Below are 16,136 nucleotides of genomic sequence, written 5' to 3'. Positions count from 1 at the left end.
GTTGTGTCGGACCCGTCCACGTACCGCCCGGCGCCGGGTACCATCCCGGACGCTCCCGGTGTCTACCGCTTCCGCGATCCGGCCGGCCGGGTGATCTACGTCGGCAAGGCGAAGAGCCTGCGCAGCCGGCTGAATTCGTATTTCGCCGACGTGTGGACACTGCACCCGCGGACCCAGCAGATGGTCACCACCGCCGCCGGCGTGGACTGGGTGACCGTCGGCACCGAGGTCGAGGCCCTCCAGCTGGAGTTCTCCTGGATCAAGGAGTTCGACCCGCGGTTCAACGTGAAGTACCGGGACGACAAGTCGTACCCGTTCCTCGCCGTCACCCTCGACGAGGAGTTCCCGCGCCTCCAGGTGATGCGCGGCGTCAAGCGCAAGGGCGTCCGCTACTTCGGCCCCTATTCGCACGCCTGGGCCATCCGCGAGACGCTCGACCTGCTGCTACGGGTCTTCCCGGCACGGACCTGCTCGGCCGGGGTGTTCAAGCGGGCCCACCAGATCGGCCGGCCGTGCCTGCTCGGCGACATCGGCAAGTGCTCGGCGCCGTGCGTGAGCCGGGTCACCGCCGAGGAGCACCGCGGCATCGTCGACGAGTTCTGCGACTTCATGGCCGGGCGGACCGACCAGTTCCTGAAGCGGGTCGAGCGGGAGATGCTGCGCGCCTCCGAGGATCTGGAGTTCGAGCGCGCGGCCCGGCTGCGCGACGACCTGGTGGCGCTGCGCCGGGCCCTGGAGAAGCAGACCGTGGTGCTCGGCGACGGCACCGACGCCGACATCGTGGCCTTCGCCGACGACCCGCTGGAGGCCGCCGTGCAGGTCTTCCACGTGCGCGGGGGCCGGGTGCGGGGCCAGCGCGGCTGGGTGGTGGAGAAGGTCGAGGAGCTGTCCACCGGCGACCTGGTGCACCACTTCTGCACACAGATGTACGGCGAGGAGCACGGCGAGACCGACGTCCCCCGTGAGCTGCTGGTGCCCGACCTGCCCGACGACGCCGACGCGCTCGCCGACTGGCTGTCCGCGCACCGGGGCAGCCGGGTCAGCCTGCGCGTGCCCCAGCGCGGCGACAAGAAGACGCTCATGGAGACCGTCGCCCGCAACGCCGCCGAGGTGCTGCAACGGCACAAGCTGCGCCGTGCCGGCGACCTGACCACCCGCAGCCGGGCGCTCGAGGAGATCTCCGAGGCCCTCGGGATGGAGGGGGTGCCGCTGCGCATCGAGTGCTTCGACGTGTCGCAGATCCAGGGCACCGACGTGGTCGCCTCGATGGTGGTCTTCGAGGACGGGCTGGAGCGCAAGAGCGAGTACCGCCGCTTCATCGTGCGCGGCAACCCGGACGGCAGCGGCACCGACGACCTCTCGGCGATGAGCGAGGTGATGCGGCGGCGGTTCGCCCGGTTCAAGGCTCTCGAACAGCCCGACGACGCCGACCTTCCCGGCATCGACCCGCTGACCGGCAAGCCGCGCAGATTCGCCTACCCACCTCAGCTGATCGTGGTGGACGGTGGCCAGCCGCAGGTCAACGCGGTCGCCGCGGTGCTCGCCGAGATGGGCGTCACCGACGTGGCGCTGTGCGGGCTGGCCAAGCGGCTGGAGGAGGTGTGGCTGCCGGCCGACGACTTCCCGGTGATCCTCCCGCGGACCTCGGAGGCGCTCTACCTGTTGCAGCGGGTCCGTGACGAGGCGCACCGCTTCGCGATCACCTTCCACCGGCAGCGCCGCTCCAAGCGGATGACGGCGTCCGCGCTGGACGAGGTGGCCGGGCTGGGCGAGGTGCGGCGCAAGGCGCTGCTGCGGCACTTCGGGTCGATGAAGCGCATCGCCGAGGCCACCCCGGAGGAGATCGCAGAGGTGCCCGGCATCGGCCTGCGGACGGCGGAATCGGTTCTGGCGGCCCTGCGTTCACCCGACTCGGGGAAGACTGGAGAGCGGTAACGTTCCCCGGCCTACCATGTTGTGTCCGCGATATCGACACAGGAGGCGTGCGTGACCGAAGCGATGCCGGACCTCGGATCCGACGAGGTGCTGGAGCCCGACGAGGCCGGGACAGACCTGGTGGTGGTGACCGGGCTCTCCGGCGGTGGGCGCAGCACGGTGGCGCGAGCCTTGGAGAACGTCGGTTTCTACGTGGTCGACAACCTGCCGCAGGCCCTGATGCTGGAGATGGCCGAGCTGGCCTTCGCCGCCGGGGGAGCGGCCCGGCGTACCGCCATGGTGCTGGACGTGCGCAGCCGCGCCTTCTCCACCGACCTGACCGGCGCGGTCCGCGCGCTCAAGGAGCGGGGCTTCTCGCCCCGCGTCGTGTTCGTGGACGCCGACGACGAGGTGCTGATCCGGCGCTTCGAGTCGGTGCGGCGCTCGCACCCGCTACAGGGCGACGGGCGGCTGGCCGACGGCATCGCGGCCGAGCGCAAACTGCTCGAGGAGGCCCGCGAGCAGTCCGATGTGATCATCGACACCAGTCACCTGAACGTGAACCAGCTCCGCCGCCGGGTCGAGGAGCTGTTCGGCGGTGAGGACTCGCGCAAGCTGCGGATCACCGTGCTCTCCTTCGGCTTCAAGTACGGCCTGCCGCCGGACGCCGACTACGTGCTGGACGCGCGGTTCCTGCCCAACCCGTTCTGGGTGCCCGAGCTGCGTGAGCACACCGGCCTGGAGGAGGGGGTGAGCGGCTACGTCCTGGGTCAGGAGGGCGCGACCGACTTCGTCGCGACGTACGCCGGGCTGATCGCCGCCACCGCCCCGGGCTTCGAGCGCGAGGGCAAGCGCTATCTGACCGTCGCCATCGGGTGCACCGGGGGCAAGCACCGCAGCGTCGCGATCGCCGAGGAGCTCACCTCCCGGCTCAGCGCGATGCGACTGTCCGCCCACACGTCGCATCGTGACCTGGGGCGCGAGTGACGGCGATCCGGGTGGTCGCCTTCGGCGGCGGACATGGGCTGAGCGCCTCGCTGCGCGCACTGCGGCACAGCGCCCGGGACCTGGATCTGGAGATCACCGCGATCGTGACGGTCGGCGACGACGGCGGCTCCAGTGGCCGCCTGCGCGTCGAACGGGACGCGCTGCTGCCCCCGGGCGACCTGCGCCAGGCGCTCGCCGCGCTGGCCGCCGACCATCCCGCGCACCGGCTCACCGCGACCCTGATGCAGCACCGCTTCGCGGCGATGACGACCGCGGCGCGGGAGTCCGTGGTCGGCCGCGGCCCGCGGCTCGAGCGGCGCGCCGACCGCAGCAAGGACACCCTGGCCGGGCACACGGTGGGCAACCTGCTGCTGCTCGGTCTGATCGAGATGCTCGGCGACCCGGTCGCCGCACTGGACCACGCCGCCGAGATGGTCGGCGCGCAGGGCCGGGTGCTCCCGATGGCGCTGCACGCGGTCGGGATAGAGGCCGATGTGGTGCACGCCGACGGCTCCCGCGAGACGGTCCGCGGGCAGCACTCGGTGGCCGTGGCCGAGGGCCGGGTGGAGGCGGTGCGGCTGGACCCGGCGGATCCGCCGGCCTGCCCCGAGGCGATCACCGCGGTCCGGGAGGCCGACTGGCTGATCTTCGGCCCCGGTAGCTGGTATACGAGCGTCCTGCCGCACCTGCTGGTGCCACGGCTCGCCGAGGCGATCGTGGCGAGCCCGGCCCGCCGGCTGGTCACGCTGAACCTCAGCCCGGACAAGGAGACGATCGGGCTCTCCACCGCCGATCACCTGGCCGCCCTGCACTGGTACCTTCCCTCGCTCCGGGTGGACACCGTGCTGGCCGACGTCAAGTGGGCCGGGGAACCGGAACCGGTCCGCGCGGCCGCTCAGGAGCTCGGTGCCGAGCTGGTTCTGGTGCCGGTGGCCGTTGCCGACGGAAGCCCACGGCATGATCCTGAGGCATTGGGCGCCGCCCTGGTGCCAGTATTGGGCGCCACTCGTTGATAACTGACGTAGTGGGGCACACACTGTTCAAGATCCGGCGCATGAGGTGACAACACGATGGCGATGACGGCAGCGGTCAAGGACGAGCTGAGCCGGGTCGACGTGCCCAAGCCCTGCTGCCGCCGGGCGGAGATGGCGGCTTTGCTGCGCTTCGCCGGAGGTTTGCACATCGTCTCCGGCCGGGTGGTCGTGGAGGCGGAGCTGGACACCGGCGCGGTGGCCCGGCGGCTGCGGCGGGAGATCGCCGACGTGTACGGCTACCCCAGCGAGGTGCATGTCCTGGCGTCCGGCGGCCTGCGCAAGGGCAGCCACTACATCGTGCGGATCGTCAAGGACGGCGAGGTGCTGGCCCGCCAGACCGGCCTGCTCGACGTGCGCGGCCGCCCGGTGCGGGGCCTGCCGCAGCACGTGGTCAGCGGCAACGTGTGCTGCTCGGTGGCGGCCTGGCGGGGCGCGTTCATGGCGCACGGCTCGCTCACCGAGCCGGGCCGCTCCAGCGCCCTGGAGATCACCTGCCCGGGGCCGGAGGCGGCGCTCGCGCTGCGTGGCGCGGCCCGCCGGATCGGCATCACCGCCAAGGACCGTGAGGTGCGCGGTGTCGACCGGGTCGTGATCAAGGACGGCGACGCGATCGCCGCGCTGCTCACCCGGGTCGGCGCCCACTCCAGCGTGCTGGCCTGGGAGGAGCGCCGGGTCCGCCGTGAGGTGCGCGCCACCGCGAACCGGCTGGCCAACTTCGACGACGCGAACCTGCGCCGCTCGGCCCGCGCGGCGGTCGCGGCCGCGGCCCGGGTCACCCGGGCGCTGGAGATCCTCGCCGACGACGCGCCGAACCACCTCACCTCGGCGGGCCGGCTGCGCCTGGAGCACCGTCAGGCCTCCCTGGAGGAGCTGGGCGCCCTGGCCGATCCCCCGCTGACCAAGGACGCGATCGCCGGCCGGATCCGGCGGCTGCTGGCGCTGGCCGACAAGCGCGCCCGGGATCTCGGTATTCCGGACACTGAGGCCGCTGTCACACCAGAGATGATGGCCTGCTGACAGGTGATGCCGATCACGCCCATCGAGGGACCTTCGGTCCTTATCGGGTATGGCCGGAGGGGCGAGGCTGATGACGTCGTTAGGCAACGTCGCGGTGATCCGTTTAGGTAACGTTCAGGTCGCGCCCCGCCGCTTCGGGGGCGTGCGGACTCGGATAGTGTCGCGGATGACGGCGACGCTGCCGGCAGTTCGGCCGAGCCCCCGTCATCGAAAGTCTGGGTGTGGCGGCCGGACGCCTATGTCGGCCGCTCATACGGTCGGCATGCAGACCCCTCCGCCGGTCGCAGAATCCGGCGGACCGAAACGAGGAGACCACCTGTGACCATCCGGGTTGGCATCAACGGCTTCGGCCGTATCGGTCGTAACTTCTTCCGGGCGGTTCTCGCCTCCGGCGCCGACATCGAGATCGTCGGCGTGAACGACCTGACCGACAACGCCACGCTGGCTCACCTGCTGAAGTACGACAGCATCCTGGGCCGCCTGGGCCAGGAGGTCAAGGCGTCGGCGGACGAGATCACCGTCGGTGGCAAGACCATCAAGGCGTTCGCCGAGCGCGACCCGAACAACCTGCCCTGGGGCGACCTCGGTGCCGACGTCGTGATCGAGTCGACCGGCTTCTTCACCGACGCCACCAAGGCCAAGGCGCACATCGACAAGGGTGCCAAGAAGGTCATCATCTCGGCTCCGGCCAAGAACGAGGACATCACCATCGTGATGGGCGTCAACGACGGCCTCTACGACGGTGCGAAGCACACCATCATCTCGAACGCCTCCTGCACCACCAACTGCCTCGCCCCGATGGCGAAGGTCCTGAACGACACGATCGGGATCGAAAAGGGTCTGATGACCACGATCCACGCGTACACCCAGGACCAGAACCTGCAGGACGGCCCGCACAGCGACCTCCGTCGCGCCCGCGCCGCCGCGCTGAACATCGTCCCCACCTCGACCGGTGCCGCCAAGGCCGTCAGCCTGGTGCTGCCGGAGCTGAAGGGCAAGCTGGACGGCTTCGCGCTCCGGGTGCCGATCCCCACCGGCTCGGCCACCGACCTGACCTTCACCGCCGCCCGTGACACCACGGTCGAGGAGGTCAACGCCGCGATCAAGGCCGCCGCCGAGGGCCCGCTCAAGGGCATCCTGGTCTACACCGAGGACGCGATCGTGTCGGCCGACATCGTCACCGACCCGGGTTCCTGCATCTTCGACGCCGGCCTCACCAAGGTCATCGGCGGCAACCAGGTCAAGGTCGTCGGCTGGTACGACAACGAGTGGGGCTACTCGAACCGCCTCGTCGACCTGGTCAAGCTCGTCGGAGCCTGATTCTCATCATGAAGACTCTCGACGACCTGCTCGGCGAGGGTGTCTCGGGTCGGCGCGTGTTCGTGCGCGCCGACCTGAACGTCCCGTTCGACAAAGCCAACCCGGGTGTAATCAGCGACGACGGACGCGCCCGCGCGGTGCTGCCGACGCTGATCGCCCTGCGTGACGCGGGCGCTCGCGTGATCGTGGCGTCCCACCTGGGCCGCCCGAAGGGCGCGCCGGACCCCAAGTTCACCCTGCGGCCGGTCGCGACGCGGCTCGCCGAGCTGCTCGGTTCGTCGGTGGTCTTCGCTGACGACACCGTCGGCCCGGAGGCGAAGCAGGCGGTGGAGTCCCTCCAGGACGGCCAGGTGCTGCTGCTGGAGAATCTGCGGTTCAACGAGGGTGAGACCTCGAAGGACGACGCGGTCCGGGGCGCTTTCGCCGACGAGCTGGCGGCGTTCGCGGACTCCTACGTCGATGACGCCTTCGGCGCCGTGCACCGCAAGCACGCTTCGGTGTACGACGTTCCGGCTCGCCTGCCGCACTACGCCGGTGGTCTCGTCCTCAAGGAGGTCGAGGTCCTGCGCAAGGTGTCGGAGACGCCCGAGCAGCCCTACGTGGTCGTGCTCGGCGGCTCCAAGGTCTCCGACAAGCTGGCCGTCATCCAGGCGCTCCTGCCCAAGGTCGACAAGCTGCTGGTCGGCGGCGGCATGTGCTTCACCTTCCTCAAGGCCCAGGGCCACGAGGTCGGTAAGTCGCTGCTCGAGGCCGAGATGATCTCCGTGTGCGCCGATCTGCTGGAGCAGGCGCAGGGCCGGATCGTCCTGCCCGTCGACGTCGTCGCGGCCGCCGAGTTCTCGGCTGACGCGGCGCACGATGTGGTCTCCGTGTCGGAGATCCCGGCGGACCGGCTCGGCCTGGACATCGGCCCCGAGTCCACCTCGCTGTTCGCTGAGGCGGTCGCGGGAGCGAAGACCGTGTTCTGGAACGGCCCGATGGGCGTCTTCGAGCTCGCCCCGTTCGCCGCGGGCACCCGTGGCGTGGCGGAGGCGATCACCAAGATCGACGGCTTCTCGGTCGTCGGCGGCGGTGACTCGGCGGCGGCGGTCCGCACCCTCGGCCTGGACGAGTCCGCGTTCGGCCACATCTCCACCGGCGGGGGCGCGTCCCTGGAGTACCTCGAAGGCAAGACGCTGCCGGGCGTCGCCGCACTGGAGAAGTGATGACGACCCGTAAGCCGATCATCGCCGGCAACTGGAAGATGAACCTCAACCACTTCGAGGCGAATCTCCTGGTGCAGAAGCTGGCCGCGAGCCTGACCGCCGAGCAGTTGGAGGCCGTCGAGACGGTCGTCCTGCCGCCGTTCACCGACCTGCGCACCGTCGAGTCGGTGATCGCGGACGGCAAGCTGAAGATCAAGTACGGCGCGCAGGACGTGTCGCCGCACGCCGGTGGGGCGTACACCGGTGAGATCGCCGGCGCCTTCCTCGCGAAGCTGGGCTGCTCGTACGCGGTTATCGGGCACTCCGAGCGCCGCGAGTACCACAACGAGAGCGACGAGCTGATCAACGCGAAGAACAAGGCGGCCTTCGCGGCCGGTCTCGTTCCGATCTTCTGCGTCGGCGAGGGACTCGACATCCGTGAGGCCGGCAACCAGGTCGAGCACGTGCTCGCCCAGGTCGACGCGGGGCTGGAGGGGCTCAAGACTGAGCAGCTCCAGCAGATCGTGATCGCGTACGAGCCGGTGTGGGCGATCGGCACCGGCAAGACGGCGACCCCGGACGACGCGCAGGAGGTCTGTGGCGCGATCCGGGCGCGGCTGGTGGAGAAGTTCGGCGCCGAGGTGGCCGATGTCGTCCGTATCCAGTACGGCGGCTCGGTCAAGGCGGCGAACATCGCCCAGATCATGGCGCAGCCGGACGTGGACGGCGCGCTGGTCGGCGGCGCGAGCCTGGACGCCGAGGAGTTCGTCTCCATCGTGCGTTTCCCGGAGCACGTCGCACGCTGACGAACTTTTTTCAACCTGGCGAGGCCGGACTCACCGTGAGCGGTCGATGGCCTTGCGCCGGGCGGCCCGATGCCAGGTTGAAAATGGTTCGCTGTAAATAGCGCGTGCCCGGCCGTATGAATCGGCCGGGCACCCGCTATTGTGGGACCGCTGCTGTGCCCTTCGAGAGGAATGAACCCGACGATGCCGATCGCGTTCGCTTACACGTTGATCGTGTTGCTGATCATCACCAGCTTTTTGCTGACTCTGCTGATCCTTCTCCACCGGGGCAAGGGCGGCGGTATGTCCAGCATGTTCGGTGGTGGCGTCAGCTCCAGTCTGGCGGGCTCCTCGGTCGCCGAGAAGAACCTGGACCGGTACACCGTTCTGGTGGGAATCATCTGGTTCGCCTGCATCGTCGGGCTGGGCTTCTGGCTCAAATTGGAGCTGGCTGCCTGACGGCGGCTCGTAGTCGTAGAATCTGCCGCGCGGCCGGTTTCTCCGGCCGCGCGGTTTTTTGTCATCACCGTCCGGTTTGCTCCTCATCTCCGCTTCGAGCCGGACGGACCTTCGAGGCCCCTCGAGACAGGAGTGACGTCCGTGTCCAGTGGCAGCGCTATCCGCGGCAGCCGTATCGGGTCCAGCCCGATGCGACCCGACGAGCGCACCGAACCCGCTCCGCGCCGGCAGGTGACCTATTTCTGCTCGGCCGGACACGACAGCATCATCTGGTTCGCGGCCGAGGCCGCGATCCCCGAGACCTGGGACTGTCCGCGCTGCGGTCAGCCCGCCGGGCTCGACAGTTCCAACCCGCCGGGGCGGGCGCGCACCGAGCCGTACAAATCGCATCTGGCATATGTGAAGGAACGGCGCTCCGAGGAGGATGCCGCGGCGATTCTCGCCGAGGCGCTCGCCAAGGTCCGCCAGCGGCGCGGCGAATGATCGAAAGCGCACCGGCCGAGCGGGGCGGCCGGTGCGCTCCTCACCGTTCACGCCAGGCCGGTTCTTCTTACCGGGCCGGGGTGTCCGCTCAGGCCAGCGGGCTGGTGTCGCGGGCCACGAACCGGGCGCCGGCGTCGGCGATCGTCAGGTCCTCGAAGCCCAGCCGGCGGTAGAAGGCGTAGGCGCCGTGATTCTCCGCGGCCATGCCGAGATGCACCCCCGCGACCCCGGCCGCGCGCAGACCGTCCAGGAAGGCCCCCATCAGCCCACGGCCCAGGCCGCGGCCCTGCCATTCCGGCAGCAGGTCGATGTGCAGATGCGCCGGATAGGGTCCGAACTCCGGCCGTAGCATCCGGTCCGGGTCGCGGTGCACCGCGAGAAGGCCGGTGTCGCGCGGATCGTCCGCCGCGAACCTGTCGACGGTGGCGGGTAACCACTCCGAGCGGTACCACTCGACGAACGCCGGGGTGTCCGCCGTGCCCAGGATGTAGCCGACCGCCGCGCCGGTCCCGTCGTCGAGCACGTGCGCGTGCTCCGGCTCCCGGATCACGTAGGGGACGGCCCAGACGTCGCCGAGCAGGCGGTCGGAGCTGTGCCTGCCGCGTGCGTCGCCACCGGACGCGGCGGTGCGCACACAGATGTCGTAGATCGCGTCGAGGTCGCTGGGCCGGTAGGCGCGGATCATCGGCTGCATCCCGGCGAGTCTAGGACTGTGGCGGCGATCACAGTCGGAGCGCCAACCTTTCGCTGGGCCACGCGTCTACTCCTGCGACAAGGCACCGATGATCAGGAGAGTCCCGATGCGTATCTCGACCCGTGGCCTGAGCCTCACCCTCGGCGCGGCGGCCGTGCTGGGGATCGGCGGGCTGTCGGCCGCCGCGTTCGCCGACGACGCCGCGCCCACCCCGAAGCCGTCCCCGGCGGTCACCGCGCCGACCGCCACCGAGGCGACGGCGGAGCCGGTCCCGAGCCCCAGCGGCGAGGCGACGACGGAGCCCGCCCCGAGCCCCAGCGGCGCGGCGACGACGCCCGAGCCCGGCGACCCGGCAGCGTCCCCCGCGCCGGTCACCGGGCAGGAGCCGACGGCGTCCCCGGCGCCGGGCACCGGCCACAAGGACCCGACGCCGGCGCCGTCCGCGAAGGTCACCGTGACCAAGGCGCCCCCGAAGCCGGCCGTCACGCCGGGAAAGCCGTCCGTCACCCGGGCGCCGGAGACGCCGGCTGCCACCCGGTCGCCGCAGAAGCCGGCCGTCACGCCGTCGCGGTCACGCTGAACCAGCGGGTACCGTTCGTTCCCGCCGCCTGACCCCGAGGTTCGCCTGTGCTCTCCGTTCTGCCCTTCCCCGCCCTGTTCGCCTGGCTGCGGGGCCTGTCCGCCGAGGTGCGCGCGGCCGGCCGCGGCGACCCGGGCGGGGCCCCGGCGATCAACGAGCTGTACCACAGCCGGCGGCTCAGCCTGGTCCGGCTGGCGGTGCTGATGGTCGACGACCTGCCGACGGCGGAGGACGTCGTGCAGGACGTGTTCACAGCGCTCTACCGGCGGCACGGGCCGGATCTGCGCGGGGTGACGGACCCGAACGCGTACCTCGTGACCGGGGTGACGAACGCGGCCCGCTCGGCGCTGCGCCGCCGCCGCACCGCCCGCGCCTACGTCGCTCCGCCGCCGAAGGCGATCCCGGCCGCGGAGGACGAGGCGCTGCTCGGGGAGAGCGACCGCGAGATGATGCGGGCGCTGCGCGGCCTGACCGCCCGGCAGCGGCAGGTGCTGGTGCTGCGCTACTGGTCGGAGCTCTCCGAGGGGGAGATCGCCGATACGTTGCGGGTCTCCCGCGGCACGGTCAAGTCGACGGCGCACCGGGCGCTGTCGATCCTGCGCGAGCGACTGGGGGAGCGGTGACCGACGAGGTGGAGCGCAGGTTGCGCAGCGCACTGACGGCCCGGGCCGGGCAGATCACCGCGGAACGGCTGCGTTTCGAGCCGCCGCCGACGATGGTCACGGCCCGTACGCCGGTGCGGCGCGGACGGTGGGCCGCGATCGCGATCGCGATCACGACGGCGGCCGCCGGGGTGGCGCTGGGGTTCACGCTGCTCACCGGCCCTTCCGAGCCGGCGCCGGTTCTTCCCGCCGATCCCGGGCCCGGCACGTCGACGCCCGCGCCGGCCGTGTCACCCGCCCCGTCCGGTCCGTCGCCCGCCGATCCGTCGCCCTCGTCGGCCCCGGCGACGCCGAGCCGGGCGATCACCACCACGCCGTCGAGGACGGGGATCAAGCCGGAGACGTCCGCGCCGGAGACGTCCGCGCCGGAGACGTCCCCGCCGACGGCGACGGGACGAGATCGGTCACCGCCGGGCCGCGGGTGACGCCCGGCTAGAGATCTTTCGTGGTCGAGGTCCGCGTTTCGCTTCCGCTTCTTTTTCCGGTACGCGTGACCTCGTCCCGCCTTGTCTGTCCCGTTCCGTCCGGTCGGCGCGCGCTCGCTGCCCGCTCCAGCCTGTGCCGCGCCCGCCGGGCGTAGATCGGTGCCCGGGCAGGCCGGGCGCCGCGAGATTCGGCCGGTCCCCGCCGGCTGTTCGAGCGTCCGCGAGCGTCGATGTGAATCTTGGGTGATTGTTGCCGAGTGGCGCGATCTTGGGCGATCGTGGCCGCTCGGGCGTATCCGATGACCCAAGGTCTTCCAGGAGAAATGGATCATGGGTGATGATCTGTCGCTGGACGGCAACCAGGAATCAAGATCGACCCGACGGCTACGATCGCCCAAGATCGCCGGCGAGTCGGGATGACGCCGCAGCCATCCGAATGCGCGACTCGGCATCGCGGGCACCCACAACCAAGAAACAGGCTCTCCAGCTACCTAGATTCTCCACAAAGGCCTGTGAACGGGATCCCTCGCTCACGCCGGAGTGGGACCGGTCGGGTTTGGAGTGGGCGCGGACGAAAGCCACCGGGTGGGCGGCCGTCACGGCGATCGGCGGGTGGGCGCACACGCCGGCGATGTCGTGGTCGCCAACATGGCCTACAGCGGTGGTGGCCGCGCACGTGGCGACTTGCGTGTGCGGCCGCCGGGCCTGGCGGGACCGCGGATGACGATCGCCGCGACCGGCGTTACGGCCGAGAGCGGCGGACCCGGGTGCCTGGGCGGCAAGACCTGGACCACCCGCCCGGGCGACCGGCGTTGCGGCCGAGAGCGGGCAACCCGGGTGCCTCGCAAGCACCACCGCAACCACCCACCGGGGGGCGACCGGGTCGCAGGGGACGGGAGCTGACGTTCGGCCGTGAGCGGCGGCAGGCAGGGGTGGTGAAGCGACCAGCCGGGCCTGCCCGGCCACCGATCTACGCCCGGCGGGGGCGGCACAGGCGGAAGCGGGCAGCAAGCGCGCGCCGACCGGACGGGACGGGACAGATGTGGCGGGACGAGGTCACGCGTACCGGGAAAGAAGCGGAAGCGAAACGCGGACCTCGACCACAAAGGTTCCATTGACGGCGACGGGGCGTGGCTGGTCGCCGTCGGGTCGTGGGTGATGCCGGCCGGATGGCGACGGTCCCGGGCGCGTCGCGCGCCCGGGACCGGGATGGCCAGGGTGTGGTCAGGCCCGCGTGGGCACGTTCGCCGCGGCGGCCTGGTCCAGCAGCCAGAGCGTCTTCTGTACGCCGGACGCGCTCGCCGCCGGCAGATGACCGCCGGAGAGGACGGTGCCGATGGGGGCGGCCTTGTCCGGGCCGGCCGCGATCAGCCACACCTCGTCGGCGCTCTGGATGGTGGACAGGGTGAGGGTGACCCGGACCGGCGGCGGCTTCGGGCTGTCGAAGGTGGCGGCCGTCGTGCCGGTCTGCTGGAGCACCGGGTGGTCGGGGAAGAGCGACGCCACGTGCCCGTCCTCGCCGACGCCGAGCATCAGCACGTCGAATCGGGGGAGCGCGGAGCCCGGTTCCGCGGCGGCGGCCAGTTCGGACGCGTAGCGGGCCGCGGCGGCCACCGCGTCGGCGCCGTCCGGGCCGTCCGAGGCGGGCATGGCGTGCACCCGGGCCGGGTCCAGCGGCAGCTTGTCCAGCAGGGCGTCGCGCGCCTGGGTCTCGTTGCGGTCCGGGTCGCCGGACGGCAGGTAGCGCTCGTCGCCCCACCACAGGTCCACCCGGGACCAGTCGATGGCGGCGGAGGCCGGCAGTTCGCGGACCGCGCGCAGCACCTTGGCCGCGACCCGGCCGCCGGTCAGCACCACGCTCGCCGATCCGTGCACCGCCTGCGCGTCGATGATCTTGATGGCGAGACGTGCCGCCACCGTGGACGCCAGGATGTCGGCGTCCGGTACCACCACGACCACGGTCTCACTCAATTGCGTCTCTCCTTGTGAAGAGGCCGCCCGCCGCGGTGCGGTGGGCGGCCCCGATGCTGAAATCAGGCGGTGGAACTGGCGATCGCGGCCAGCGCCGGATCCTTCCAGACGTGCACCCGGTTCGGGTTGCGGTGCTCCAGCCCGGACATGCCGGCCATCGCGCCGAGCGCGTCCGCGTAGATCTGGTCCGCGTCCAGCCGGCGCAGCTCCTCGGCCAGCTCGTCACCGACCGGCCGCTTCGGCAGCGGCATGTAGCGGTCCTCCTGGCCGGTACGGCTGAACAGCGCCGTGCCCTCCTCGCGGGTGACCCGGACGCAGTCGCCGTTCTCGCACTGCAACTCCACCGAGTACATCCGGGGCGCCCGGTCGGTGTGCTCCAGCACCGGCTCGATGCCGAGACGGGACTTCAGCCAGCCGAGCATGAGCCAGGCGGTGGGGTCACGGTCCGGCGCCACGATCTTCGCGCCGACGACCCGGGCCTCGGTGCTGTCGAAGGCGCCGGCCACCAGGGTCCGCCACAGCGTGATCCGGGTCCAGGTGAGGTCGGTGTCGCCGGGCGCGTAGTCGGCGGCCCGCTGCCGGAGCGCGGCCACCGGGTCGGGCGACTGCGCGCTGTCGGTGATCCGCCGGTCGGCGACCACGCCCAGGAAGTCGTTGGCGATCATGTTCGGCGGCTCCTCGTGCCACCAGGTGACCACCGGGACGTCCGGGGCGAGCAGCGGCATGACGACCGACTCGGCGTGCAGCGCGAGACGCCCGTACATCCGCATGACGACCGCCTCGGCCGGGCCGAGGCGACCGCCCACGACGATCTCCGCGTCCAGCCGGCTGCGGCCCTCGACGTCCGAGCGGACCACGATGAGCAGCCGGCAGGGGTGCGCGGCGGCGGCGATGGTGGCCGCCGCCTCGGCCTCCCGGACCTTCTTCTCCTCGACCACCGAGACCAGGGTCAGTGCCAGGCCGGAGGCCACGCCACCGGCGCTGCGCCGCTCCGCGGCCAGGGCCTTGACGACCTCGTTGCCGGTGGTGTCCCACAAACCGATCATGCCCGCCTCCAGGTGCGGCCCTCGCGCGCCAGCATCTCGTCGGAAGCCCGGGGACCCCACTCACCGGACCGGTACGGCTCCGGTTTCGTGCCCGCCCAGGCGGCCTCCAGAGGGTCGATGACCCGCCAGGACTGCTCGATCTCGGCGGCGTCCGGGAAGAGCGTCCGGTCGCCGATCAGCACGTCCAGGACCAGACGCTCGTACGCCTCCGGGCTGGACTCGGTGAACGCCTCGCCGTACTGGAAGTCCATCGCGATGTCGCGGACCTCCATCGACGTGCCCGGCACCTTGGACCCGAACTTCAGGACCACGCCCTCGTCCGGCTGCACCCGGATGACCAGCTGGTTGTGGCCCAGCATCTCCACGTCGGCCGGGTCGAAGGGCAGGTGCGGCGCCTTCTTGAACATGATCGCGATCTCGGTGACCCGGCGGGGCATCCGCTTGCCGACCCGGACGTAGAACGGGACACCCGCCCAGCGCCGGTTCTGGATGCCGAGGCGGACCGCCGCGTACGTCTCGGTGATGGAGTCGGCCGGGATGTTCGGCTCCTCCAGGTAACCCACGGCGCGCTCGCCGGCGACCCAGCCGGGAAGGTACTGCCCGCGGACGGAGCCGGTGGTGATGTCGGCCGGCAGACTGATCGCCCTGAGGACCTTGAGCTTCTCCGCCCGTACCTCCTGGGGGTCGAAGCTCGTCGGCTCCTCCATGCCGACCAGCGCGAGCAGTTGCAGCAGATGGTTCTGCAGCACGTCGCGGGCGGCGCCGGAGGCGTCGTAGAAGGCGGCCCGGGTGCCGATGCCGACGTCCTCGGCCATGGTGATCTGCACGCTGTCGACGTACTTCGAGTTCCACACCGGCTCGAACAGGCTGTTCGCGAAGCGCAGGGCCAGGATGTTCTGGACCGTCTCCTTGCCGAGGTAGTGGTCGATCCGGAAGACGTCCTCCGGGATGAACACGTCGTCGACGAGCTCGTTGAGCTGCACGGCGCTCTGGAAGTCGTGGCCGAACGGCTTCTCCACGACCACCCGGCGCCAGCCGCCGGACTTCGACGGGTCGGCCATGCCGGTGCGGTTGAGCTGGTTGAGCACCAGCGGGAAGGCGGCGGGCGGGATGGAGAAGTAGAAGGCCGCGTTGCCGGCGATGCCGTTGCGCTCCTTCAGCTCGTCCAGCGTGCTCGCGAGGTGGTCGAAGGCCTCGTCGTCGTCGAACGAGCCGGGAATGAAGTGGAATCGCTCGGAGAGGCGCTGCCAGACGTCGTCGCGCCACGGGGTCCGGGCGCCCTTCTTGGCGGCGGCGTGGGCGAGCGACTCGAAGCTGCCGTCACCCCAGTCGGCGCGGGCGTAGCCCACCACCACGAAGCCGGGGGGAAGCAGACCACGGTTGGCCAGGTCGTACACGGCCGGGATGAGCTTCTTTCGGGACAGGTCGCCGGTGACCCCGAAGATCACCAGAGCGCAGGGCTCCGGGATCCGTGGGAGCCTTCGGTCCTGTGCGGTGCGCAGCGGATTACCCACGTTCTCATCCTGCCAGTTTCATCGAAGGCGGAACGGCCTGTCGCGGGAGCCCCGCGACAGG

16 protein-coding genes are annotated in these 16,136 nt (G+C 71.1%); 12 read left to right on the top strand and 4 right to left on the bottom strand.

The features are described 5' to 3' along the window. Window positions 1-3: 3 nt before the first annotated feature. The 9 genes from uvrC to KZ829_RS09690 all read left to right on the top strand — a co-directional run bounded on the left by uvrC (window position 4) and on the right by KZ829_RS09690 (window position 9,183). Complete coding sequence (gene uvrC, locus KZ829_RS09730; RefSeq protein WP_220143507.1) at window positions 4-1,935, top strand: excinuclease ABC subunit UvrC; 1,932 nt, start codon at window positions 4-6, stop codon at window positions 1,933-1,935. Between the two features lie 63 nt (window positions 1,936-1,998). After that, a complete protein-coding gene (gene rapZ, locus KZ829_RS09725) occupies window positions 1,999-2,901 on the top strand; it encodes an RNase adapter RapZ (protein ID WP_183218345.1) in 903 nt (300 codons plus the stop codon). Continuing rightward, window positions 2,898-3,914 (top strand): gluconeogenesis factor YvcK family protein, encoded by a 1,017-nt coding sequence (locus KZ829_RS09720; RefSeq protein ID WP_220143506.1) that lies wholly within the window; start codon window positions 2,898-2,900, stop codon window positions 3,912-3,914. The genes rapZ and KZ829_RS09720 overlap by 4 nt, the downstream gene beginning before the upstream one ends. Before the next feature lie 57 nt (window positions 3,915-3,971). Further along, a complete protein-coding gene (gene whiA, locus KZ829_RS09715; protein WP_183217560.1) occupies window positions 3,972-4,952 on the top strand; it encodes a DNA-binding protein WhiA in 981 nt (326 codons plus the stop codon). Between the two features lie 318 nt (window positions 4,953-5,270). Then, window positions 5,271-6,272 (top strand): type I glyceraldehyde-3-phosphate dehydrogenase, encoded by a 1,002-nt coding sequence (gap, locus tag KZ829_RS09710; protein ID WP_220143505.1) that lies wholly within the window; start codon window positions 5,271-5,273, stop codon window positions 6,270-6,272. A gap of 8 nt (window positions 6,273-6,280) precedes the next feature. Next, complete coding sequence (locus KZ829_RS09705; protein ID WP_220143504.1) at window positions 6,281-7,477, top strand: phosphoglycerate kinase; 1,197 nt, start codon at window positions 6,281-6,283, stop codon at window positions 7,475-7,477. Further along, window positions 7,477-8,262 (top strand): triose-phosphate isomerase, encoded by a 786-nt coding sequence (tpiA, locus tag KZ829_RS09700; protein ID WP_183217564.1) that lies wholly within the window; start codon window positions 7,477-7,479, stop codon window positions 8,260-8,262. Before KZ829_RS09705 ends, tpiA begins: the two co-directional genes overlap by 1 nt. A 183-nt stretch (window positions 8,263-8,445) precedes the next feature. After that, window positions 8,446-8,700, top strand: coding sequence for a preprotein translocase subunit SecG (gene secG, locus KZ829_RS09695; protein WP_220143503.1), 255 nt, complete (start codon window positions 8,446-8,448; stop codon window positions 8,698-8,700). Between the two features lie 141 nt (window positions 8,701-8,841). Further along, window positions 8,842-9,183 (top strand): RNA polymerase-binding protein RbpA, encoded by a 342-nt coding sequence (locus tag KZ829_RS09690; RefSeq protein WP_220143502.1) that lies wholly within the window; start codon window positions 8,842-8,844, stop codon window positions 9,181-9,183. An 88-nt stretch (window positions 9,184-9,271) separates the two neighbouring features. Here the strand turns inward: KZ829_RS09690 and KZ829_RS09685 are convergent, their stop codons facing one another. Next, window positions 9,272-9,877 carry a GNAT family N-acetyltransferase gene (locus tag KZ829_RS09685; protein ID WP_220143501.1) on the bottom strand — a complete coding sequence of 202 codons (606 nt, stop codon included), beginning with the start codon at window positions 9,875-9,877 and terminating at the stop codon, window positions 9,272-9,274. Window positions 9,878-9,983: 106 nt separating this feature from the next. Here KZ829_RS09685 and KZ829_RS09680 point away from each other — a divergent pair, with 106 nt between their 5' ends. The 3 genes from KZ829_RS09680 to KZ829_RS09670 are packed head-to-tail and all read left to right on the top strand — an operon-like array spanning window position 9,984 to window position 11,544. Beyond that, complete coding sequence (locus KZ829_RS09680; protein WP_220143500.1) at window positions 9,984-10,457, top strand: hypothetical protein; 474 nt, start codon at window positions 9,984-9,986, stop codon at window positions 10,455-10,457. A gap of 47 nt (window positions 10,458-10,504) precedes the next feature. Further along, on the top strand, window positions 10,505-11,080 hold the full coding sequence (locus KZ829_RS09675; protein WP_308285412.1) for an RNA polymerase sigma factor: 576 nt from the start codon (window positions 10,505-10,507) through the stop codon (window positions 11,078-11,080). After that, window positions 11,077-11,544, top strand: a complete 468-nt coding sequence (locus KZ829_RS09670) for a hypothetical protein (RefSeq protein ID WP_220143499.1) — start codon at window positions 11,077-11,079, stop codon at window positions 11,542-11,544. Before KZ829_RS09675 ends, KZ829_RS09670 begins: the two co-directional genes overlap by 4 nt. Before the next feature lie 1,224 nt (window positions 11,545-12,768). Here KZ829_RS09670 and pgl read toward each other — a convergent pair. The 3 genes from pgl to zwf all read right to left on the bottom strand — a co-directional run bounded on the left by pgl (window position 12,769) and on the right by zwf (window position 16,075). Then, entirely contained in the window at window positions 12,769-13,515 is a 747-nt protein-coding gene (gene pgl, locus KZ829_RS09665; protein ID WP_220143498.1) for a 6-phosphogluconolactonase, read from the bottom strand. A gap of 62 nt (window positions 13,516-13,577) precedes the next feature. After that, on the bottom strand, window positions 13,578-14,561 hold the full coding sequence (locus KZ829_RS09660) for a glucose-6-phosphate dehydrogenase assembly protein OpcA (RefSeq protein WP_220143497.1): 984 nt from the start codon (window positions 14,559-14,561) through the stop codon (window positions 13,578-13,580). Beyond that, a complete protein-coding gene (zwf, locus tag KZ829_RS09655; protein ID WP_183217580.1) occupies window positions 14,558-16,075 on the bottom strand; it encodes a glucose-6-phosphate dehydrogenase in 1,518 nt (505 codons plus the stop codon). The genes KZ829_RS09660 and zwf overlap by 4 nt, the downstream gene beginning before the upstream one ends. Between the last annotated feature and the right edge of the window lie 61 nt (window positions 16,076-16,136).

Source organism: Actinoplanes hulinensis, from assembly GCF_019429605.1.
GTDB lineage: Bacteria > Actinomycetota > Actinomycetes > Mycobacteriales > Micromonosporaceae > Actinoplanes > Actinoplanes campanulatus.
Note: the sequence above shows the minus strand (reverse complement) of the source record. Positions and strands in the feature narration are given on the sequence as shown.